Source organism: Streptomyces maremycinicus (genome assembly GCF_001184025.1).
In the GTDB taxonomy this organism is placed as follows: domain Bacteria; phylum Actinomycetota; class Actinomycetes; order Streptomycetales; family Streptomycetaceae; genus Streptomyces; species Streptomyces maremycinicus.
Window position 1 is genome coordinate 96,520 of the sequence record NZ_BBYG01000022.1, and the last position, 19,723, is coordinate 116,242.

The window sequence follows — 19,723 nt, forward strand, 5'->3', positions numbered from 1 at the left end:
ACGGGGGACCTCAGAGGTCGCGCCGATATCCCTCAGGGTGCCGTTGCTGCCGGTACCAGAACGCATCATCGAGGGCGAGCTGCCACCACGACAGCCATGTCTGGGGGAGCGGATGCCGGTGCGGCTGCGGAAAGGGGTAGTCCTCGAGCTGGGCGCCGTCCGCGGACAAGCGGCCGTCGGTGTAGGCGGTGACTACGTGGTGCACACCGTCGGCGGCCACAGCAAAGTACGGGTACCCGGCCCGGACGTCGTGCACGATCTGAGGTGCGGCCTCGGTGAACACCGAGCGCAAGCCGAAGGGCTCAACGGTGTGCCCGCAGTACACGGCCGTGCCATCGCTGGCGAGGCGATACAAGATCTCCCGCCCGCTGCCCGAGGGTGGGGCATCCTCGGTGAGCTGGCGGACTGCCGCACCGACGTCGGCTCGATTGGGCTGGGCAGGGTGGCGGCGCTCGTAGTCGTGAACCGTGTACGAGGGCAGCGGAAAAAGCGCCAGGTCGTCTGTTCCCGGGGTACGACGGGCCAGGGTGGGGTCACAGCGCAGAAAGAAGGCGAACGCGTCGAGGAGGGTTTCAATGACAAGGCAGCCGCCGACCGCATCTCGATAGGCGGTGTGGGAGTGCTCGTTCGTGCCCTACTTATTGCTCGAAGTCCTCTTGCTGGCGCGAACGACGGCGGGCAAGTCCTCGTACAGCTGCCAGGAAGGCATCACCCGGTAGCCGGCGCCTTCGCCGACGACGCGGTTGACGTCCACGTCGAGGGCGGCCGGAAGGTGAATGTCTGCGTTACGCACCAGCACCAGGCCGAGAACGACCTGTCCCTGCGGGTCGGTCCTCTGCAGGTCCTGATAGCGCTGGGCATCGGCTCCGGGCAGGCCGTTCCGGATCACCTCGAGGTCGAGAGTGCGGATGGCCGCGAGGGCCGGAGCAATTTCCGGGGCAATGTCGGCAGAGTCGAATACCAGACCATGGCCGCGGCAGAGCCTGGTACCGGTGGAGGTCGTGGCCTCCCATGGAAATTCCATTACACATCCGCAGGACGAGGGGGCTCAGGACGGGGCGGACACCGGCGCGGCGCGGCAGAAGCAGAAGTCGACCTCGGTGTCGGGGTCCGTCGCGAGACGGGCCCTGGGCGCCAGGCTGCTGGTGGCGCAGCGCGGGCAGACGAACGGGCGCGACGGGTAGACCGTCTCACCGACGGCGTTCCGGTACTCGTAGACGGTGTGGTTCACCAGATACTGGAAGGCCGCAGTCTCCGAATCGACATGCTGAATCTCGCAGAAGTAGCAGGTCGTCACGTAGTAGACACGGTCCGGCCTGCGGGTGTCGGGGACGGGAGTTGGGGAGGGAACGTAGGCCCACTGGGAGCACTGGGGGCATTCGAGTGTCCTGCTGCGGAGTGGGCCCAACTGGGGGCCGAGCGCGCGCAGGCGCTCCACAGCGTATGCCTGGATGTCGCGCAGCCCGGAACGGATGCGTACGAGTTCGTGCTCCACCTCATCCTGCTCGTCTTCGGTCAAGCGGCCAAGGACGTGGTTGTCGAGGAAGGGCATGAGAAACCCAAGCACCTTGGCGGTAAGCATCTCGATCGCCTGGGCGTTCGCAGCCTGACCCACCAGACCGTAGTGCTGCAGGGCATTGCGCATCTTGGCAAGCTTGTCGAGCGCCTCGGCGTCCGGCTTCGCCACCGGGATTCCGACGATGTTCTCCAGCCGTTCGCGCGCCTCCTTGGGGGTGCAGCTGGTCAGCGTGCCGTTCTCCACCTCGTCACGGACGGCCCGTCCGGGGTGGGAGAACACAAGCGTCCAGTGCTCCATCTGCAGGCGGGCCTTGAGAAGGACCTCCGCCCCGGCGGCCAGGTGCAGGACCACGTACTTGAGATCCCGCGGGCTGGGAGCGTCCGCCTCCAGACACTCCACGACGCTCACGAGGTAGTCCAGGCCGTTAGACACCGGGGGGAAATGCGGCGTGCCGCCCGGACGCTCCGACTGGCGGACCACGCGGGAGTCGGAACCGTAGTCCGTGCCGATTCCGCTGATCTGCCCCTCGAAATTGATAGGCACGCCGTAGTGCATGTTGTGTCTCCGGGTGCGGAACAGACCCCTCATGCTGGGCAGTTGGGCTGCGGCAGGTCAAAGAAGAGCACGGCCGGGTTCTCGTGGGGCTGGCCGGGGCGCTCCTGCGTCGCGCTGCAAAAGTCGGACACCAGTTTCCCTTTCCACCAGCTCTCCGACAACTGAACAGTCTCCTGCAGCTCGGGCGTCACGGAGACCGGGCCGTCCTCGACGAACGTCGAAAGCTCGGCCCGGAAACGGAGACCCTCCTCTGCCCAGTCCCGGACCCCCAGCAGTCCCGGCCGGGATGCCCCCGCGATGACCTGCGCGGACTCGTTACCCGTCCAGAGCTTCTCGCTGACTCTGTCCGCCGACGTGACGACGACCCGAAGCCATCTGGCGGATCCGTTCACCGTCACCTTGCCGCCCAGGGTCCGTCCTCTCCAGCCCTCAGCCCGAGCCCCATCGACGGTCCGGCAGCCGAACTCCTCCGCGGCCCGCACGAACACCTCCTGGAGGAGTTGGAGATCAGCCTCAGCGGGCTCCCACATCGGCACTGTCCGTCCCTTCAGATCGATCGCCCGAGTTGACCCTCCGGGAAGGGGGCACACAGGGCGAGGTGCCTGTTCGGCTGGCCACCAAAGAAAAGCCTGGATGCTCGGCTGGCGCTCGGAGAATGACGGTTTTCAGGCGTCGCCGTGATCAAGTCATCGCATGACGCGGCTGGTGTCAAACGGATAGTCGGGCAGGTCCACGGTGCTGCTGATTTTCTCCCCCAGCTTGAGCATTCGGTTCAGGAACAAGGGGCGGGACAGCAGGGTGTTGCGGAGACGTATGCCGGTGGCGGTGCCCGGGGCGAGGAACCTGCCGGTGCGGTCGCCGCCTGCCTGGCAGCCCTGGGCGTACTTCCGAAGCCTGCCCTCGTACTGGGTGAAAGCCGCCCGGTAGTCGCCCTGGGCTCGCGCGAGTTCGCCAGCCAGCACGTAGGCGGCGACCACCGCGGTTCCTGTCCCCATGCCGCCGATGGTGGCCCCGCAGGCGGCGTCACCGACGAGGCACACTCGCCCTGTGGACCAGGTATCCACGTCTGCGCGGCTGATCGAGTCGAAGTACAGGTCGGGCGCCTGCCGCAGTGAGGCGAGCAGGCGGGGCACCTCCCAGCCGAGACCGGCGAACGCCTTGTCGATCAGGCGTTTCTGCTGTTCGGGATCATTGCGGTCGTACGACAGTTCAGGCGCGGCGAAGACGACGAACGCCCCTGCTTGCGCCGGGTCCCGGTGGTCGGCGCCGACCGAGGCGAGACGCCCCGGCGCGTTGTATCCAACCGACCCCTTTCCCAGGCCCAGGTCGTTGGGCAGCGGCCAGGTGGCGGCGTAGTAGCCGAGGTGGCTCACATAGTCCGCCTCTGGGCCGAAGGCGAGGCGACGGACGTTGGAGTGCAATCCGTCCGCGCCGATGACCAGGTCGAAATCGCGTGAGACTCCCTGCTGGAAGTCGACCCGCACGCCGGAGAGGGTCTCGGTGAGGCGGGTGATCGAGTCGCCGAAGATGTACTCGGCGTGTGGGCGGCTGTGCTCGTACAGCACCCGGGCCAGGTCCCCGCGGAGCACCTCTATCTCGCCGCCGGCGAACTCGGCCGGCAGGTGCAGCAGTGTTCGGCCGCGTTCGTCGACGAAGCGCATCGGGCTGCCGCCTGTCTCGATGCGGCGCAGATCGGGAGTCAGGCCCATGCGTTCCAGCACGGTCAGGTGTGTTTCGCCGCGGAAGTCGACGGCCTGACCGCCGCCGCGCAGGGCTGGGGCCAGTTCGACGACGGTGGGCTTGAAGCCGTGCCGTCCCAGCCAGTAAGCCAGCGCGGGGCCGGCGATGCTCGCGCCGGAGATGAGGACGCTCCCGTTCACGGATTCCTCCACTCTAGAAACTGTGTCCTATGGACACTGTTATTTACTGTGTACCGTAGACACAGTTGATTCGGCAAGGTCGGTCAGGAGGGGCGGCAGGCATGGGTGACGAGCACGCCGAGGCGGTGCGGCTGCTGTGGGGTCCGCACCCCAAGCCCGCGCGGGGGCCCAGGCCGACACTCGATCTGGACCGCATCGCGCGGGCCGGGATCGAGATCGCCGACTCGGAGGGGTTGGCCGATGTGTCCATGCAGCGGGTCGCCGCGCAACTGGGCGTGACCAAGATGGCGCTGTACCGGTATGTGCCGGGCAAGGCTGAGCTGGTCGCTCTGATGGTGGACGCCGCGATCGGTCCGTACCCGCAGGTGAGGGCGGGACGCAGTGGCTGGCGGGAGCAGCTGGAGGAATGGGCCCGCGAGCTGATTCACGTCTTTCGCCAGCACCCCTGGGCGTTGGACGCCACCGTCGGGCCGCGGATCATGGGACCCGGGGAGCTGTCCTGGCTGGAGCGTGCCGTCTCCGCCCTGGACGGCACGAAGCTGAGCGGCGCCGAACGGATGGACGCGGCTGTCCTACTGGTCGGTCACGTTCGCGGTATCAGCCAGCAGGCCCGTGCAACAGGCCCGGCGGGCAACCCCGAGGCCCAACTGGGCGCCATCCTCGGCGACCTGATGCAGGCACACGGCGAGCATTTTCCCGCCCTCACCGCAGCCCTCACTTCGGCAGCCCAATCCCACGGCCAGGACCAGGCATGGGAGTTCGGCCTACAGCGCATCCTGGACGGCTTGGCCGTCCTCATCGACGAGCGCGCACGCTGACCCCAATTACATCGGCGATACCCCCCCACCTGAAGGCAAGCCACTCCCTGATGTCAGCCCGCGTGGACGATACTGACCTCACGTCCCTCAGTCAGCCACATCCGTCTGACCTGCGCGGATAAACACGAGGTCTAGATAAGGCGAGCTCCGGAAGGGTTCGACGCCGCCACGCTCTACGCCTACTCGCTGCTCCAGGAGGACGTCGCCGCCCGCGTCCGCGCCGCCTTCCCCGTCCTGGGCAGCCCGGCCGGCCTCGCCGCCGAAGCGACCGTGTGCGCCCGGCTGCTGCAGACCGTGAGCCGCGGCGACAACCTCAGACTCGAAGACCAGCTCCGGCACTGGTCCGAGGAACTCCGCCGTCGCTGAGTCCGCCACCCCGCCGTGCCCTGGGAGGCGTTACAGGGCGTTGATGCGGGATGGACAATCCGTTCCGGCCTGATGAAGGATGCGCTGTTATGGCGGATCACGTACTTCTGGAAGCCGGGAACGACCTGGTGCGTCAGCTCTCGCACGAGCGAGAAGCCGTCAAGGCTGTCTTGGAGCTGGTGTGGAACTCCCTCGACGCCGACGCCACGAAAGTCGACGTGACCATCGAGCGATCTGGCACCACGGGCCTAGACAAGGTCGTCGTTGCCGACAACGGCGACGGCATCACCCCGGAGAAGGCGCGTACTGCCTTCAAGCAGGTCGGCAATTCCGACAAGCGGGTGGGTGGCACAACCGACCGGCTGCGGCGTCCGCTCCATGGAAAGGCCGGCCGCGGACGCTTGCGGGCATTCGCGCTGGGTGATGCGACGCGCTGGACGAGCACAGCTCGCGCAGTGGACGGCCAGCTGATGCGCACGACGATCGAGTCGGAGATCAGCCGTCGGACGACGTGGCGGATCGACACGCAGTCGGCGCCTGGGACGGACAGCCCAGGCACGAAGGTGGAGCTCTGGGGAAAACAGGCACACCACCTCAACAAGCCCCTGGAACCCAAAGCCGCCACCCAGATCACAGCGGCCCTCGCGCCCTATCTGCTGACCTGGACCGACATCCGGGTCATCTACGACGGCCAGCGCATCGACCCACAGACCCAGATCCAGGCCGAAGAATTCGAGGACCTCACCTTCGACTACGAGGGCCAGACGCATCCCTTCCACATCAGGCTGATCCCTGGCGCACGGGCGCAGAGCGCACCATCGCTCTGTGTGACGCCGCCAGCGCCCCGGTGGAGAGCCTCGATGTATCCACCGAACACGCCGACTTCGCCTACACCGCCTACGTGCTGTGGGAACCGACGCCCCGGCACCGCAACGAAATCCCTTTGATCACGTTAGGTGGCGACACCCCCCCTGGCGCCCCTGTTGCGGACCGCCCGCGAATGGATCGGCACACGGCTCGAAGAACGGCGCCGACGGCAGCGCCGCCAGCTTGTCGAGCGGTGGATAGAGGAAGGCGTCTACCCTTACCCGCGCCGGGCGGAGGGTGACCAGGCCCGTGCCGAACAGGCGACGTTCGACTTGGTCGCCACCTCCATCAACCGCCACATCACAGGCGACAGGACGAAGAAGCGGCTCACGCTGTCCCTGCTGCAGAACTCCCTCCGGCACAACCCTGACGAGATGGTGGAGATCCTGGAGAAGGTGCTGAGCCTGGGAGGTGACGACGTCAGCCACCTGCACGGCCTCCTCCAGCAGACCAGCCTGTCCAACATCATCCGCGCATCGTCCATCGTCACCTCACGGCTGCAGTTCCTGACCGCCCTCGAGCATCTGGTCTTCGACGTGGACACCTACGGAGTGGTCAAGGAACGCGATCACCTCCACAAGATCCTCGAACGCGAACTGTGGTTCTTCGGCGAAGAGTTCAACATGATGCGCAGCAGCGAAATCGGCCTGACCCGCATGCTGGAACACCACCGGCGCGCTGTCGGCTGGGACCCGACCCCAGAAGGACCCGTCCGCGCGGTCGACGGCGACACCCGGCGAGTCGACCTCATGCTTTCCGCCGAAAGCCACGAGCACGATCGCGTACGGCACCTTGTGATCGAGCTCAAGGCACCCGCCGTCGACGCCGACCGTGAGCAGGCTCTCCAGGTCGATGACTACATGCAGGCCGTCCTCAACGAGCCGCGCTTCGCCAACGTCGAAACGACCTGGGACTTCTACCTTGTCGTCCGTTCGGTGAAGGACAGATTGAAACCGGCTCTTCGCCAGGCCAACAAGCCCGAGGGTCTGTACCTCGAACCCACCCAATACGAGCACGCCGGTGTCCGGGTCTGGGTGCGCACGTGGTCCGAATTCCTGCGCGAAGCCAAGCAGCGGCTGGAGTTCGTCAAGAAGGGCATCGACCACAACCCCTCCCTCGAACAGGCCCTCGCTTACCTCCGGCACCGCCACGGCGATCTTCTTCCCGACCAACTGCGCCAGCCGGCCTCAGTTCCTACGCCGCGTTCCGGGGCAGCCCATAATCCCGCTGTCTGATCCAGCCCGGGTAGAGATCTGGGTCCGCCCCAGACCTCTCCACGCCAGACCATCGAACCGACCACGGGTCCGACCGTGCACGCGAACTGCGGCTCGCCCTGGACGATGTCCTGGACCTGGTCGTGCGCGCGACCGGCGACCAGCTCCAGATCGTGGTCACCGATCGCAGGGCGACGACACGGTGACCATTCCGCCCGGCAGCCGCTTCACCTCATAAGGCCCCGTGTTGCGGTAGAGGTTGCGCCAAGGGTTGCGCTGAGTGTTGCGGTAGGTGTTGCGCCGGCCTCCACAGCGCCCTGGAGTCCGCCCAGGTCACCACGAACATTCGGCGTGGTCGGGCCGCTGACATCCCCGTTGCGACCCCCTTCGACCATGCCCTGGCTGGAGTTGAGGATGAGGGAGGGCGAGATAGGCGGCGCGGACGCAGCCGGGGATCGGGGCGCGCTCAGCCGGTTGCGCGTCGGCGGGGCCTCCGCGCCAGGCCGCCGTCAGCGCGGCGGTGACATCAGGCGGGGACGTCGGCGGGGGAGAGGTCAGGGCGGGCACGGTGCCAGCGTGCGGGATGCCGCCACCGGCCGGAGGCGTCGCGGGCGACGTCGACGCCGACTTCCACCACCAGCTCGGGTTCCACCAGCGTGACGTTCAGCTTCTCCTGGCTGCCCCACCCGGCGCTGAACGACCAGCCTGTCCACGGATGACCGCGACGCCCCGCAGCGAGCAGACCGGCGACCGCCACACCTGCCGCCTGAGCGAGCGTGGTGGTGCGGCCGACGTACTGAAAGCGCCCTTCGGTGTCGTACCTGCCGAGCAGCAGCGTACGGGGAACGGCCAGAGAGCCGGTGATCGCTCCGACGATTGCCGCGCCCGTCTCGCGGACCTACTGGTGAAGAGGCAGTGTTCCGACCTTGCACTATTCAGTGCGGCGGGCCCGCCTGGCTCTAGGCTGCGACGATGGAACGCGCAACCGACATACCCGAGAGCTTCCCTGATGCTGCGGAACCGGCCCGGGTGAACGACTACGACAGTTTCGCCGAGGCGTATGCGGCGGAGAACGAGAACAACCTCGTGAACGCGTACTACGAACGGCCCGCGATGTTAGCCCTCGCCGGAGACGTGGCTGGCCACCGAGTTCTGGACGCCGGCTGCGGCTCGGGCCCACTGACCGCCGCACTGCGCGACCGCGGCGCGGTCGCCACCGGGATCGACGCCAGCGCCGGGATGCTCGCACTGGCCAGGCGGAGGCTCGGTGATGAGGTAGCCCTGCACGTAGCCGACCTGTGCGAACGCCTGCCGTTCAAGGACGGAGCGTTCGACGACGTGGTTGCGTCGCTGGTCCTGCACTACCTGGAGAACTGGGGGCCGACGCTGGCCGAGTTTCGGCGAATACTCAGGCCCGGCGGCCGACTGATCGTGTCCGTGGATCACCCGGTCACGGCGTACACGTTCCGAGACCCTCGGCCCGACTACTTCGCGACCACGAGCTACACCTTCGACTGGATGCTCGGCGGGCAGTCCACCCCAATGCGACTCTGGCGAAAGCCGTTGCACGCAATGATCGACGCTTTCACGACTGCGGGCTTTGGTCTGTCCGTCATCAGCGAGCCGCAGCCTGACCCAGCCGCCCGGGCGCTGTTCCCCGACGGCTTCGACGACCTCTCGACCAAGCCCTGCTTCCTGTTCTTCGTCGTCGAGGCGCTGCCGGTCACTGGCCCGGAGTAGCGAGTCGAGGCCGCTGAAGACGTCGAGGTCGCCCAGGTGAGATGACGTCAGGTGCCTGAGCAACCATGCCACCTCACGTGGGCCCCTCCCTCGGCGGCAGGAGGGCAGGTCTATTGCGGCAGGTGGTGCGCAAAGCCCTCCGTATCGCCGATGCGGGAGCTACTGGCGAGCCTTCCTAGGCCGTTGTCTAGGGGCGCCCGTCATCCGGCCTCTGGTGCGTCATAGGAGAACCTGTATCCGGCGAAGTCGGCGAGATGGACGTAGCCGATGCGCTGGTAGAGGGCGTTGCTCGTGGGGTTGTCCGGGTCTGTGAACAGGACGACGTCCGTCGCCCCTGCGCCCTGTGCGGCCCTGCTCGCCTCGACCGTCACAGCTCCGGCGTAGCCGCGGCCGCGGAGGTGGGCCGGGGTATAGACGGGATCCACCCGGACCATGCCGCCGACGAGCGAGGTCGAGGCCGCCATCGAGACGGGGACGCCCTCCGTGGTCTCCCAGAACGTGAAGTGCCTGTCGCCGAAGCGCGAGTCTTCCCAGGAGCCGGCGTCGATCAAGTCGATGGAACGCTGCTCCCCGACGTCGACGCAGAACTCCCGGCACCAGCGAACGATTTGGTCACGGTCCTTACGGCCCGTGAGGCGGTCCTGGCCCTCCGGGCGCGGCTGCGGCGGGGTGAGCGTGCCGAGACGGTAGAGATGCGTCTTCCAAAAAGGTGCCGACGCCGCGCCCGTGTACTTCTGCCATGACTTGGAGAAGGCGCTAGCGGTGTCGTGCTCCGCGATGACGTGGGCGGGTGAGTGGCCCAGGCCGGCCAGGTGTGCAGCGAGGGTGTCGGTCTGCTCGGAAGAGAGCGGCGTGAGGCCCAGGCGTCCGAGGGGGGTGAGATAGAAGATCGCGTGAACCTCACCCTGTGACTCTAATCGGCCGAAAGTGGCGGCCTCTTCGTCGGACTCGGCCGCCCTGTGTGTCCGCAGCTTCTCGATGTCCGTCAGCGGCGTGTTGTGCAGGGCAGCGCGCGAGCGCAGGAAGTGCCCAGCTCGGGCGAGGAAGGTGTCGACGTCCTGGGCGAGGTGCCAGTCATCCGGATGCATGCTTCATGTTCCCGGACCACCTTGACTCGGGGCCGCTCCTTCAACTCCTTTCAGCCACGTCCCGTCCTATCGTTTGGCGCGGGCGAGTCGCGGCCAGGTAGTCGGACCAGTTCTCGCCGGCCATGGCTGCGAAGCGTTCCGCGGTTCTCGGCTGGATGCCGATCAAGTCGGAGAGCACGACGGGTGGCAGGTCGGCGAGCGCTTGCATCATGGCCGTGTTCCGGGCTGCGCGGGCGGGCAGCCCGTAGCGCTTGAGTTTGTCGGACAGTCCCGCAGGGTTTCGGGGGCGCCCGAGAGCTCGGCCCGGCAGCAGGTACCTGGTGGCTTCGTTGCCGTGCCGGGATCCGTCTTCGAGGTGGTCGTCGATGAGGCGGGCGAGCTTCGGTGGCAGGACGACGGGGTGGCGGATGATCGTCAGGTAGGTGTGATCCGCGTCGTGGTGGAGGTGGTCGGTGGTGAGTTCGACGATGCGGGTCAGAGGGAGGGCGTAGAGGCGGATGAGGGCTGCGGCGATGCGAACGTCCGACGGAAGCGTGGGGGGCGCCGGCCCAGCGGATGAAAGGGATGGAGCGGGCTCGCAGGGTGGGCCTGGAGATTGCCCAAATGTCCAGGTCTTCCTGTGTGAGGCTTTGGAGGGTGTGTTGTTGGGGGGGGGGGCAGCCAGGTGAGGAAGTCGATGGCGGCGCGGATGTTGGCGCAGTCGCCCTTGTGGGCGGTGTAGGTGTAGCGGCCGCGCGCCGAGCGCCGGCGGGCGTCGCGGATGATGTGCCACTCGGCGAACGGGCGGATCAGGGTTGGCTGATGTCCTGGCAGCTCGGCCAGCGTGCGGGCCGTCCAGTTGATGAGCAGGGCGAGGTTCTCATCGCGTGGCGGAAGTATGCCTGCGGTGGTGAGCAGGCTGCGGACGTAGGTGGTGGCGTGTCCCTGGGGCAGCGCGTCCAGGGCCGCGTGGTCGAGTTCGTCGGGCGCGGTTACCAGTTGCCCCAGGAGGCGTGCGGCGGGGCTTCGGCGCAGCCAGGCCAGGACGGGGTAGGGGTTGGGAGCGTCGCTGAGTACATCGGCGAGCGGCCGCAGGGAGGCGTCGAGGGTGTTTCCGTCGCGTGAGAGCAGGCTGGTCACCTTGGCGAGCAGGGTGCAGCGTGGACAGCGGCGTCCCGGCAGGACGTCAGCCGGCTGCTGGCAGGACGAGCAGTAATCGGGCCGCTCGTCGGGGAAGGAGCACGCCTTACAGATCCGGCCGCCGTTCGGGGTGCGGCCCACGAGAATGCGCTGCCGGCCGCACATCGTGCACGATTCCGGCTGCGTCAGAGCAGTCCGGTAGCACAAGGGGCAGACGGGCCCTACCGGCCAGAACACGCCCACATTCCGCTCCTGGCCGCACAGTGCGCACTTGTGCAGCTGCCGCTTGCGGGCCTCGCGTGGGACGTACCCATCGCAGTGGAACGGTCCATTGCCGTGGTCGATGTGGTGGCCGCGACGGATCCGCCCGCATACGGTGCAGAGCTTCTCCGGCCGCACGTAGCAGCGGTAGCAGATGTCGGGAGCCTCGCTATTTGCCCGCACCCTGATGGGCGCCACCTGCTCGCAGATGCCGCACCGGCGCGCAGGGCTCGCGTAGCAGGTCCCGCAGACGGGCCCGTCGGCGGTCAGCGCGTTCGCCCGCCGCCGGCGGCCACAGCGGCAGCACGTCTGGAGCTTCTTGGGGGCGTAGGTCCGGCACAGGTAGCTGCCGTCGGGCAGGTGCCGTGTGGGAATCATCATTCGGCGGCAGCTGCCGCACTCGTTGCGCGAGCCCGGCTCCTTCTCCTTGCACACTTGGCAGATCCGTCCGTCGGGACGCCGCGCGGCTGCCTTCGCGAGCTTGCCGCACCGCGCGCACGGGACCGCCAGGCGCCGGCTGGAGCAGCCGTGGCACAGCCGTCCTTCAGGTCCGGCGTACGTCGGCAACGGGTTCGTCCGTCCGCAGTCGGCGTAGGGCACCAGCCCTACCTTCGCACCGTGACCGGCCTCGATCAGCAGGGCGATCAACCGCACCCCGCAGGGCGGGCAGTCCGGCGTCGGCGCACTCAGCGCGTCAGGTCTGGACGCCAGGTAGCGCAGCAGACGGAAGGCGTTCGCACCGCTCCAGGCCCGCACCCTCTCGACGAACCCCTGAGCCTGCTCCGTCCCGAGGGACTCCCCGACGGCCAGGTTCAGCAGGACGACGATCCGGTCACGGGCCCCGGCCAGGTCCTCGCGCAACCGCACCTGGTCCGGGGTCAGGTACTTCCTCACGACGCCGTCCCCGGGCGCCGGATCGTGGTCCGGCGCTCCGTCAGCGGCAGCGGTACCTCCTCGCCACTCGCGGTCTTCTTCACCTGCGCGTTGACGACCGTCGGCTTGATGAGGTCGTTCGGGGTACAGCCGAAGATGTCACACAGGGCGACCAGGGTGTCCATGCTCATCCGCTGCGGGGGCTGCGTCACCAGCCGGTAGACCTGCTCACGCGACAGGCTCACCCCGCGCTCCGCGAGCAGCGGCACCAGGTCCGAGGTGTGGAACATCTCCCGCTCGGCCATGATCGGCCGCAGCCGCCACTCGTAGCCCATTTTCTTGATCACTTCAGGTCCCAGTCGTCGCCGAGCCGGCGCTTCAGCGAAGCCTCCAGCAGGTGGTTGCGGTACTCGTCGGAGACACCCATGTAGATGGCTGTCGTCGAGCCGTGGGAGTGGCCGACCTGCTCCTGCACGAACCGCGCGGGGTAGCCGAACTCCGTCAGGTGCGTGATGTAGCTGTGGCGCAGACAGTGCAGATCGAGGGCTCCATCCAGGCCGGCCGCGTCCCGAGCTGTGGTGAAGGCCTCGTTGATCGAGCGCGGCGACATCCGCCCGGCCCGCTCGGTCACCCACAATGCCGGATGCCGGCCCGGCGCCAGCCGGGGACGCACCGCATGCACCCACTCGCCCAGGACGTCGACCACCCAGTCCGTCTCCGGCACCAGCAGCACGGTCCGCCGCTTCGGTGGCGCCCCCTTGGACGACTTCCCGTACCGCACCGCCAGCGAGCCGAACTGCCCGAACTGCGGGCTCTTCCGATGCCGTCGTAAGTCCACCAGGTCGACCATGGAGGACTCGGTTCGCCGGGTTCCGTAGGCGTAGATCGTCTTCAGCACCGCGGCGTCACGCAGCGCGGTCAGCTTCCCCTTCCGCCCGTGTCCGCGGATCTGGGCCGGCCGGGCATCGGCCGCGTCGAACAGGGCCTGGACCTCGTCGTAGGTCAGCGGCCGGCGACGAGGGTTGGCTGCCCAGGCAGACGAACGCGGACGGGTCAGGGTCTGCGATGGGAGGCGGGGGCGGTGAAGTGCTCATCGTGCTGGTGTCCTTGCGGCGGGGGACGGTGGGGGAGGGCCGGGGTGGTGCCGCGGGGTAAGCAGGGGATGTCGAGCTGGGTGTCGGGGCGGCAGTGGGTGCAGGGCCGCATGCCGTCGGCGAGGAGGCGGCGGGCTTCGTCCCGCCCGACGGGACGGCGTCGCTTGCCTGCCATGTGACAGTCGCCGGCGTGGACCTGGACCGGTGGGCGTCCGGTGCCGATGCCGAGCTCGACTGTCCAGTCCGGGGTTTCGGGGCGGCGGCGCCGGCCGTGCTCGGTTTCTGTCTGCTGTTGCTGCACGGCGGTGATCTTCGCATCGATGCGGGCCAGCCAGAGGGTGTGCCACACCCGCAGTGTCTCCAGGCGGGGCAGGTCCTCCGGCAGGTCATCGAACACATATTTGATTCCAGGTGTACGTGCCTGCCGTTTCCATCAGGGAGGACGTCACGGGGGAGGGGCTGGTGGTTCGGCCGGCTGCTGTGGGGGTGCCGCGGGGTCCGGGGGCGGAGGGAGGGCGATGGTCTGGCGCATGCGGGCGATGTGGTCCAGGCCTGCCCGGTGGCGGTCGGGGTCCTCGAGGAAGCGGTCTTCGTGTCGCCGCCGCATGGCGGCGACACGGTTGTCGGAGTAGGTGGTGGCGAGGGTGGCGATGCCTGAGGCCAGGGCAGGGAAGGCGGGGAGCAGGAGCGGGATCATGACCCACCACGGGGCATCGGTGAGGGCCGAGCTTCCGGCGGCGAGGCCGGAGAGAAGGCTGGGCAGTGTCGGGGCGTTCATGGTCGGCTCCTGGGCGGGGTTGCGGTGAGCAGGGCATGGGTGTGTCACCGCTTGTGGTGGTGGAGGGGGCGGGGGACGGCACCGGATGCGGCGGCGGGTGTGGCAGGCATGGTGGCGAGGGCGGTGGTTAGCCGCGCAACCCCGCTCGGTGGGCAGCACTTTCGCCTGCTGGGCAGGCGTATTCGATAGCTGCGAGCTGCAGCTTCCTGGCCGCGCGAGATCTTGAATCGTGTTACGTGAGGAGATAAGGGAGTCGGTGACCTGCGTGGGCTGGCGCCGGGAGCCGGTGCGGCCGGAACGGCGAGGTGTTACGACCCTCATCCCGCGGTTAGGGAGTCGAGTGCCTGCCGGTTCCTGGCGGCGGTGCGCATCCTGCACCGGGGTGGCCCTAGCCCCGCAACCTGTCGTCCGGCTGCGGCGGGCGGTGTCGAGGGTGTCACTTGGCAAGGAAATCGAACAAGCGATCTAATGCCGGTATGGACGGCACCGACTTCCCCGACGACCTGATGCAGACGCAGCACGCCTGGAACACCACCTACCGCGCGCTCGCCGCGCCCCGGCCCGGCAACGTCACGGCGCTGCGCCGCCGTCTGCTCCGGCTGTCCGTACGTCTGTGGTGGCACCCGTACTGGACGCACGGGCCGGCCGGCCGGGAAGAGCTGCGCCGCCAGGGCCGCGCCCTGGAGCGGCAGCGGTGAACCGGCGGCCGCAGCATCTGACGGCGCGGGAGGAGGAGACCCTCTGCGCGATCCGCCACTCCATCTGGGACCGGGGTGAGGCGCTGTCGGTGCGGGAGCTGGCGCGGGAGCTCGGGCTGCGCAGCCCCGCGTCGGTGGCCTATCACCTGGCCAACCTGGAGGAGCGTGGGGCGCTGGTCCGCGACGGACGCAGCTGGCAGAGCTGCCGCCTAACCGGCTGACGGGACGGCGCCCTGGACGCGAGAAGGTGGGTACCGCAATACCCACCTTGGTTTGTGCTGCAGGTGGAGCCTCCAATGCCCTGACGGCAGATGTTCGGCCGAGCCGGATTCCTGCTCCTCCGAAAGCGAGTACTGCTCTACAGATGACCGACGCGTCAGGACGGCTGTCCCGCTGGCTCGTACCCCTCATCGATTCGGTGAGGAGTCACGCCGAGAACCAAGTCATGGAATCAGAAACAGCCGCGCAGAGCCCGGTGCGCGTAACGCCCATGGGGTAGGGCACGACGGCAGCCGTGCTCATCCGGCCCTCACAGGCAGTTGGTGGGGCGGTGGCGGGGCACCTGGGACCGGGCGTCTGCGCAACGTGGTGACCTGCGCTGGTTGGGCCATTGGTCGAGGTTTCGGCCCACCGTGGTCGGGGGTGTTGCGCCACCAAGTGAGGCTTTCGGCAGGCTTCACCTGTCCTCCTCGACCAAGCGGAAGCCGCACGATGCGGAGACCGTATGCCCGTCGGGTGCCGTCCGCTTGCATTGCGGGCAATGAAACGACGGCGGTCCGGCAGGGGGAACAGTGGGAGAAGGGCTGGTCGGCCAAGCCCAACGACCCCGCTGAAGCACCTCGAGAATCCGCATCCCTCCATGATGCTTCGCGGTGGTCGCTAGAACGAGCACCATTCCACTACCGACGACAAGCAGGTGCCAAGCCGCAGCGATCGTGGTCCCTGGGTTCTGGTGGTATTGAGGTGCGGTCAGGCCGGTGCTGGTGCACACTTCTCCACCGTGGGAATCATGATGGGCGAGCTGCAGCGTCTTCGATCCGAGTCGGGAGCCGAGGAGGATCAGCTGCGTCCGTTCCTCGTACGTGTCCGGTTCACCGCCGAGGATCCGGCTCAGGTCATCTCCCATGCGCGTGCGGTGTTGACGGGCGTGGTCGAGCAGGTGGCTGACTGGCCTGCTTTTGAGCGCTGGCCCAAGCTGCTGCCGACGTGGTTCATCCAGCGGTGCGCCCCCGAACACCCGGAGCATGGTGAGGCCTTCGAGCCGAGGCACGGCTGCGGCAGTGGCGGGCGATGACGCCGGAGCAGAGGGCGGCTGTAGATCAGGGGCCGTGGACGCTTTCGGGATGGCTGTACTACTTCGACCCGACCGAGGAAGGGATGGGTGACGATCGCAGCTGGTGGTGGTGGCACGCGGGAACTGATCAGTCGGATGGCTGGGTGCAGGTGGCTACCACGGGCTGGCCGTTCGGCAGCGGTTCGCTGTCCTGGCTGATTGAGGCCAGTGGCGGTACGGATCTCGTCTACGGGCCCTGAGGATCGAACACTGCGCGCGGCGGCACGATCGCGGCGGTGGCTGACACCGCGAGATCACCATCTACGCCTGGAGTACCGGGCCCTCCGTGGTCACAGTGCGACAACCCGCTGAACCAACAAGCAGATCAGGGCCTGAGGCATTCTCCCTGCGGATCGAAGCAGACGAGTCCGTGCTCGCGAGCCAGCGTAGCGGCGTGCTCGGACACTTCCTCTGCCTTGTCATAGGACATGCGCAGGTACACGATCGGGCCCGATGCCTCCTCGATGACCGGCGGGGACGCCCATACGACACTGCGATCGACGTCGTCCGGATATCGCGCGACGAGCGCTTCCACATACGCCACGATGCGCGGCTCCGGAGGCAGCACGACGTCGTCCGACTCCAGGTAGTGCTCGTAGAGCGCGTCATAGGTCAAGCCCGCTTGGCGGTCGTCGAGTGGACGGTCGCCGTCCCACACCGCAAGGTCATAACTCACAAGCGCATCGTCGCAGGCAGCGGTCCCCGCCGACGCCAACGGGTCCGGAGATCGAACCCCCGCCAAGTGATCCGTAAGAGAACTCCTAGCACGGGCCGCCGCGCGGTAGCCCGCGAACGATGCGTGCGGAGCAGGCGCCACGAACGGCGAGGGGACGGGTGTGATCCCCTCGCCCGCCGCCCGAAGCCTGCCGCCCGAAGCCTGTCGGGCCCGGCGACCGGACCGGCAGTCGGACGGAACGGCCGCGCACAGGTGGACCGATCAGGTCTGCGAGCTCGCCTGCCTGGCCGTACTCGTGGCCACGATGTCGATCGCGACCCGAAGCGGCGTCTCCGCCCTCCCGAGCAGCGCCCGCGTGATGGCGATCGTCGGGATCGTGTTCACCTCGCGCTCGACCAGGAAGGCCTGGACCGCCTCCATCCCGTCGTTCGCGAGGAGCGGCCGGCACTCCTCGACCAGCGCGACCCAGCGTGCGGCCACGTCCGGGTGCAGCCCGGTGAACTCCTCGAACACGGCCAGTTCCTCCCCCTGCTGAGCCGACGGGACAGCTTACGTACCGTCAGGAACGGTCGATCTGCTCAGGCCCTGCACGGCGTCATCGTAGGGAAGGCCGTCCGGAGCCGGCCGACCGGACTGCCCTCGGTCACGGAACCGGCGCAGCACGCGAGCGGGACGTCGTCGGGGGCGCGCGCGTCCTTCGTTCCGCCGCTTTCCGCGTACGTCCTCCTACAAAAAACGTACGGGGAACCGAAACACGAGTGGAGATCGAATCGCGGGGCACACGATGGTCCGGAGGTTGATAATCATGGTTCCCGTTCTTCTCGTTCTTCTGCTCGCTCTGATCCTCTTCGGCGCCGGTTTCGCGCTCAAGGCCCTGTGGTGGATCGCCGTCATCGTGCTCATCGTGTGGGTCCTCGGATTCGTGATCCGCCCTGCGGCGAGTGGTGGCAAGCGAGGTCGCTGGTACCGCTGGTGAGCGGGTGTCAATGACGGCTCGACCGGGTGGGCACCGGCGCGATGGCGTCGGTGCCCACCCATGTCCGGCCCCGGTCACGGCGGGTTCGACGTGGTGATTCCGTTGATTCCGGGTACTCAGAGGTCGTGGCCGGAGGACGTTCGTGCCGCCAGGGACCATGGCCTCCAACACGGCGCCTCCGGCCACTCGCATTCCCTTTCCGGGGAAAAGGTGTGGGGACCGGAGAACAGGGCACCCGAATTTTCGAGCAGACATCGCTGAATTCGATGGATCCGTTGGATCCGTTGGATTCGACGCCCACCGCAGCTCGCCTGCGGAGGGCGGATGAACGCAAATCTCGATGAGGGAGTCGTTATATGAGTGACAGCATCTGGGGCTATCAGCCGACCACCGGCCACACGGCGGGCACCGACCTGATCGGATACTCGGTCGAGGCCACCGACGGCAGCATCGGGAAGGTCGACAAGCACTCGGACGACGTCACCTCCTCGTACCTCGTCGTCGACACCGGCGTATGGATCTTCGGCAAGCACGTGCTGCTGCCGGCGGGCACCGTCAAGACGGTCGACCAGGCCGAGCGCAAGATCTATGTCGACCTCACGAAGGAGCAGATCAAGAACTCTCCCGAGTTCGACAAGGACAAGCACGTCGGTGACGCCGGCTACCACGAGCAGGTCGGCGGCTACTACCAGAACCACCGGTCCATCTGACCGACGACGTCACCCCCGAAGTGGGGCCGACCGGAACATCTCCGGTCGGCCCCACTTCTCGTGCGCCGTCGGCGGCCGGGCGTTCTCGGTCCGTGAGGAGGCCGGGATCAGGCCGGGATCGGGCCGAGCCCGGGCCGGGTTCCGGCCGTGTTCAGGCCGCGCGAGAAAATAGAACAGCATGCCGGACATGCATGGGGCCGGGGCGGGCAGGAGACGCTCATCTTGTTCTCCAACGAAGGCGGCATCGTGACGTCCCCCGTGAACGCCCCCGAAGCATCCGCCTGCACCACCACGGAAACGCCGGAGGTCATGGTCGACCTGCCGTGGATCGAGGACGGTGGAAAGGTCGCCCCCAGAGACGCGCGCGAACTGTCCAAGCTGTTCCTCGACCGGCTGCACGTCCTGGAAGAGGGCACCCGCGAGTACCAGTACGCCCGCAACACCCTGATCGAGATGAACCTGTCCCTCGTGAACTTCGCGGCCCGCCGGTTCCGCAACCGGGGCAGCGGGGCGATGGAGGACGTCATACAGGTCGGCACGATCGGCCTCATCAAGGCCATCGACCGGTTCGACCTGTCGCGCGAGGTCGAGTTCACCTCCTTCGCGATCCCCTACATAGTCGGCGAGATCAAACGCTTCTTCCGCGACACCACCTGGGCCGTGCACGTCCCGCGCCGCCTCCAGGAACTGCGAGTCGACCTGGCCAAGAGCAAGGAGGCCCTCGTCGTCCTGCTCGGCCGGGCTCCGACGGTGAAGGAACTCGCCGCCCACCTGGACCTGACCGAGGACCAGGTCATCGAAGGCCTCGTCGCCGCCAACGGCTATGTCGCCGGTTCCATCGACTTCCCGGCCGGTGACGACGAATCCGGCGACGGGCCGAAGTACGCGGACACCATCGGCGACGTCGATCCGGCCCTGGAGCTCTTCGAGGACCTGCACGCGCTCGGCCCCCTGCTCCAGAATCTCGACGACCGGGAGCGCACCATCATCGAGATGCGCTTCGGCCAGGAGATGACCCAGTCGGACATCGGGCGCGAACTGAACCTCTCGCAGATGCACATCTCCCGTCTCCTCAACCGCACCCTCGCCAAACTCCGCACAAGCCTGCTGTCCACGTGACCGTTCCGCCACGTTCGGGCCGCGGTGCGCCGAAGGACT

The 19,723-nt window shown here is 67.7% G+C and carries 25 protein-coding genes; 11 read left to right on the forward strand and 14 right to left on the reverse strand.

Annotated features, from left to right (window positions below; genetic code table 11):
* Positions 1–10 precede the first annotated feature (10 nt).
* From AOQ37_RS33390 to AOQ37_RS33410, 5 genes are all read right to left on the reverse strand, one after another.
* Positions 11–292 (reverse strand): hypothetical protein, encoded by a 282-nt coding sequence (locus AOQ37_RS33390; RefSeq protein WP_234437089.1) that lies wholly within the window; start codon positions 290–292, stop codon positions 11–13.
* Between the two features lie 342 nt (positions 293–634).
* Positions 635–1,024, reverse strand: a complete 390-nt coding sequence (locus AOQ37_RS33395; RefSeq protein ID WP_062650094.1) for a hypothetical protein — start codon at positions 1,022–1,024, stop codon at positions 635–637.
* A 24-nt stretch (positions 1,025–1,048) separates the two neighbouring features.
* Positions 1,049–2,074, reverse strand: coding sequence for a hypothetical protein (locus AOQ37_RS33400; RefSeq protein WP_062650095.1), 1,026 nt, complete (start codon positions 2,072–2,074; stop codon positions 1,049–1,051).
* A gap of 29 nt (positions 2,075–2,103) precedes the next feature.
* Positions 2,104–2,604 carry a hypothetical protein gene (locus tag AOQ37_RS33405; RefSeq protein ID WP_062650097.1) on the reverse strand — a complete coding sequence of 167 codons (501 nt, stop codon included), beginning with the start codon at positions 2,602–2,604 and terminating at the stop codon, positions 2,104–2,106.
* Between the two features lie 156 nt (positions 2,605–2,760).
* Entirely contained in the window at positions 2,761–3,966 is a 1,206-nt protein-coding gene (locus tag AOQ37_RS33410) for an FAD-dependent monooxygenase (protein WP_374701563.1), read from the reverse strand.
* 89 nt (positions 3,967–4,055) lie between these two features.
* On the opposite strand from AOQ37_RS33410, the gene AOQ37_RS33415 reads away from it, so the two are divergent.
* The 3 genes from AOQ37_RS33415 to AOQ37_RS33430 all read left to right on the forward strand — a co-directional run bounded on the left by AOQ37_RS33415 (position 4,056) and on the right by AOQ37_RS33430 (position 7,240).
* Complete coding sequence (locus tag AOQ37_RS33415) at positions 4,056–4,772, forward strand: TetR/AcrR family transcriptional regulator (protein ID WP_062650101.1); 717 nt, start codon at positions 4,056–4,058, stop codon at positions 4,770–4,772.
* A gap of 455 nt (positions 4,773–5,227) precedes the next feature.
* Complete coding sequence (locus AOQ37_RS33425) at positions 5,228–6,085, forward strand: ATP-binding protein (RefSeq protein ID WP_062650105.1); 858 nt, start codon at positions 5,228–5,230, stop codon at positions 6,083–6,085.
* 9 nt (positions 6,086–6,094) lie between these two features.
* Positions 6,095–7,240 carry a hypothetical protein gene (locus AOQ37_RS33430; protein WP_062650107.1) on the forward strand — a complete coding sequence of 382 codons (1,146 nt, stop codon included), beginning with the start codon at positions 6,095–6,097 and terminating at the stop codon, positions 7,238–7,240.
* A gap of 505 nt (positions 7,241–7,745) precedes the next feature.
* Here AOQ37_RS33430 and AOQ37_RS39190 read toward each other — a convergent pair.
* Entirely contained in the window at positions 7,746–8,096 is a 351-nt protein-coding gene (locus AOQ37_RS39190) for an ATP dependent DNA ligase (RefSeq protein WP_306305226.1), read from the reverse strand.
* A 95-nt stretch (positions 8,097–8,191) separates the two neighbouring features.
* Here AOQ37_RS39190 and AOQ37_RS33440 point away from each other — a divergent pair, with 95 nt between their 5' ends.
* Positions 8,192–8,959 carry a class I SAM-dependent methyltransferase gene (locus tag AOQ37_RS33440; protein WP_062650109.1) on the forward strand — a complete coding sequence of 256 codons (768 nt, stop codon included), beginning with the start codon at positions 8,192–8,194 and terminating at the stop codon, positions 8,957–8,959.
* A gap of 200 nt (positions 8,960–9,159) precedes the next feature.
* On the opposite strand, the gene AOQ37_RS33445 is transcribed toward AOQ37_RS33440, so the two are convergent.
* The 6 genes from AOQ37_RS33445 to AOQ37_RS33470 form a co-directional block, all read right to left on the reverse strand.
* Entirely contained in the window at positions 9,160–10,047 is an 888-nt protein-coding gene (locus AOQ37_RS33445; protein WP_062650111.1) for a GNAT family N-acetyltransferase, read from the reverse strand.
* Positions 10,048–10,521: 474 nt separating this feature from the next.
* Positions 10,522–12,321, reverse strand: a complete 1,800-nt coding sequence (locus AOQ37_RS40140; protein ID WP_107085365.1) for a hypothetical protein — start codon at positions 12,319–12,321, stop codon at positions 10,522–10,524.
* On the reverse strand, positions 12,318–12,647 hold the full coding sequence (locus AOQ37_RS33455; protein ID WP_062650113.1) for a helix-turn-helix domain-containing protein: 330 nt from the start codon (positions 12,645–12,647) through the stop codon (positions 12,318–12,320). Before AOQ37_RS33455 ends, AOQ37_RS40140 begins: the two co-directional genes overlap by 4 nt.
* Complete coding sequence (locus tag AOQ37_RS33460) at positions 12,644–13,357, reverse strand: tyrosine-type recombinase/integrase (protein ID WP_374701565.1); 714 nt, start codon at positions 13,355–13,357, stop codon at positions 12,644–12,646. Before AOQ37_RS33460 ends, AOQ37_RS33455 begins: the two co-directional genes overlap by 4 nt.
* Complete coding sequence (locus AOQ37_RS33465; RefSeq protein ID WP_234437090.1) at positions 13,354–13,791, reverse strand: DUF6233 domain-containing protein; 438 nt, start codon at positions 13,789–13,791, stop codon at positions 13,354–13,356. The genes AOQ37_RS33460 and AOQ37_RS33465 overlap by 4 nt, the downstream gene beginning before the upstream one ends.
* 48 nt (positions 13,792–13,839) lie before the next feature.
* Positions 13,840–14,172, reverse strand: coding sequence for a hypothetical protein (locus tag AOQ37_RS33470; RefSeq protein WP_062650115.1), 333 nt, complete (start codon positions 14,170–14,172; stop codon positions 13,840–13,842).
* Between the two features lie 476 nt (positions 14,173–14,648).
* Between AOQ37_RS33470 and AOQ37_RS33475 the strand changes: the two genes are divergently transcribed.
* The 4 genes from AOQ37_RS33475 to AOQ37_RS41565 all read left to right on the forward strand — a co-directional run bounded on the left by AOQ37_RS33475 (position 14,649) and on the right by AOQ37_RS41565 (position 16,403).
* Positions 14,649–14,870 carry a DUF8825 domain-containing protein gene (locus AOQ37_RS33475; RefSeq protein WP_062650117.1) on the forward strand — a complete coding sequence of 74 codons (222 nt, stop codon included), beginning with the start codon at positions 14,649–14,651 and terminating at the stop codon, positions 14,868–14,870.
* The gene (locus AOQ37_RS33480) at positions 14,867–15,091 is read left to right on the forward strand and encodes a LexA family protein (protein ID WP_063781206.1); all 225 of its coding nucleotides are present in this window, start codon (positions 14,867–14,869) and stop codon (positions 15,089–15,091) included. The genes AOQ37_RS33475 and AOQ37_RS33480 overlap by 4 nt, the downstream gene beginning before the upstream one ends.
* Before the next feature lie 788 nt (positions 15,092–15,879).
* Positions 15,880–16,164, forward strand: a complete 285-nt coding sequence (locus AOQ37_RS41560; RefSeq protein ID WP_234437091.1) for a hypothetical protein — start codon at positions 15,880–15,882, stop codon at positions 16,162–16,164.
* Positions 16,161–16,403, forward strand: a complete 243-nt coding sequence (locus AOQ37_RS41565) for a hypothetical protein (protein WP_234437092.1) — start codon at positions 16,161–16,163, stop codon at positions 16,401–16,403. The genes AOQ37_RS41560 and AOQ37_RS41565 overlap by 4 nt, the downstream gene beginning before the upstream one ends.
* Before the next feature lie 125 nt (positions 16,404–16,528).
* On the opposite strand, the gene AOQ37_RS33490 is transcribed toward AOQ37_RS41565, so the two are convergent.
* Positions 16,529–16,879: a hypothetical protein gene (locus AOQ37_RS33490; protein WP_062650315.1), complete on the reverse strand. Its 351-nt coding sequence runs from the start codon at positions 16,877–16,879 to the stop codon at positions 16,529–16,531.
* A 261-nt stretch (positions 16,880–17,140) separates the two neighbouring features.
* Positions 17,141–17,392: a hypothetical protein gene (locus tag AOQ37_RS33495; RefSeq protein ID WP_062650119.1), complete on the reverse strand. Its 252-nt coding sequence runs from the start codon at positions 17,390–17,392 to the stop codon at positions 17,141–17,143.
* Positions 17,393–17,684: 292 nt separating this feature from the next.
* Between AOQ37_RS33495 and AOQ37_RS33500 the strand changes: the two genes are divergently transcribed.
* The 3 genes from AOQ37_RS33500 (at position 17,685) to AOQ37_RS33510 (ending at position 19,684) form a co-directional block, all read left to right on the forward strand.
* Positions 17,685–17,855 carry a hypothetical protein gene (locus tag AOQ37_RS33500; RefSeq protein WP_054240969.1) on the forward strand — a complete coding sequence of 57 codons (171 nt, stop codon included), beginning with the start codon at positions 17,685–17,687 and terminating at the stop codon, positions 17,853–17,855.
* Positions 17,856–18,211: 356 nt separating this feature from the next.
* The gene (locus tag AOQ37_RS33505; protein WP_062650121.1) at positions 18,212–18,565 is read left to right on the forward strand and encodes a PRC-barrel domain-containing protein; all 354 of its coding nucleotides are present in this window, start codon (positions 18,212–18,214) and stop codon (positions 18,563–18,565) included.
* A gap of 309 nt (positions 18,566–18,874) precedes the next feature.
* On the forward strand, positions 18,875–19,684 hold the full coding sequence (locus tag AOQ37_RS33510; protein ID WP_078890490.1) for an RNA polymerase sigma factor SigF: 810 nt from the start codon (positions 18,875–18,877) through the stop codon (positions 19,682–19,684).
* Positions 19,685–19,723: the final 39 nt, after the last annotated feature.

Excerpts from the sequence above, each read along its gene's own strand:
- AOQ37_RS33475 (WP_062650117.1), top strand. The coding sequence starts at position 14,649 with ATGGACGGCACCGACTTCCCCGACGACCTGATGCAGACGCAGCACGCC.
- AOQ37_RS33470 (WP_062650115.1), bottom strand. The coding sequence starts at position 14,172 with ATGAACGCCCCGACACTGCCCAGCCTTCTCTCCGGCCTCGCCGCCGGA.
- AOQ37_RS33405 (WP_062650097.1), bottom strand. The coding sequence starts at position 2,604 with ATGTGGGAGCCCGCTGAGGCTGATCTCCAACTCCTCCAGGAGGTGTTC.
- AOQ37_RS41560 (WP_234437091.1), top strand. The coding sequence starts at position 15,880 with ATGATGGGCGAGCTGCAGCGTCTTCGATCCGAGTCGGGAGCCGAGGAG.
- AOQ37_RS33445 (WP_062650111.1), bottom strand. The coding sequence starts at position 10,047 with ATGCATCCGGATGACTGGCACCTCGCCCAGGACGTCGACACCTTCCTC.
- AOQ37_RS33400 (WP_062650095.1), bottom strand. The coding sequence starts at position 2,074 with ATGCACTACGGCGTGCCTATCAATTTCGAGGGGCAGATCAGCGGAATC.
- AOQ37_RS33500 (WP_054240969.1), top strand. The coding sequence starts at position 17,685 with ATGGTTCCCGTTCTTCTCGTTCTTCTGCTCGCTCTGATCCTCTTCGGC.
- AOQ37_RS33510 (WP_078890490.1), top strand. The coding sequence starts at position 18,875 with ATGGTCGACCTGCCGTGGATCGAGGACGGTGGAAAGGTCGCCCCCAGA.
- AOQ37_RS33440 (WP_062650109.1), top strand. The coding sequence starts at position 8,192 with ATGGAACGCGCAACCGACATACCCGAGAGCTTCCCTGATGCTGCGGAA.
- AOQ37_RS33425 (WP_062650105.1), top strand. The coding sequence starts at position 5,228 with ATGGCGGATCACGTACTTCTGGAAGCCGGGAACGACCTGGTGCGTCAG.
- AOQ37_RS33395 (WP_062650094.1), bottom strand. The coding sequence starts at position 1,024 with ATGGAATTTCCATGGGAGGCCACGACCTCCACCGGTACCAGGCTCTGC.
- AOQ37_RS33415 (WP_062650101.1), top strand. The coding sequence starts at position 4,056 with ATGGGTGACGAGCACGCCGAGGCGGTGCGGCTGCTGTGGGGTCCGCAC.
- AOQ37_RS33505 (WP_062650121.1), top strand. The coding sequence starts at position 18,212 with ATGAGTGACAGCATCTGGGGCTATCAGCCGACCACCGGCCACACGGCG.
- AOQ37_RS41565 (WP_234437092.1), top strand. The coding sequence starts at position 16,161 with ATGACGCCGGAGCAGAGGGCGGCTGTAGATCAGGGGCCGTGGACGCTT.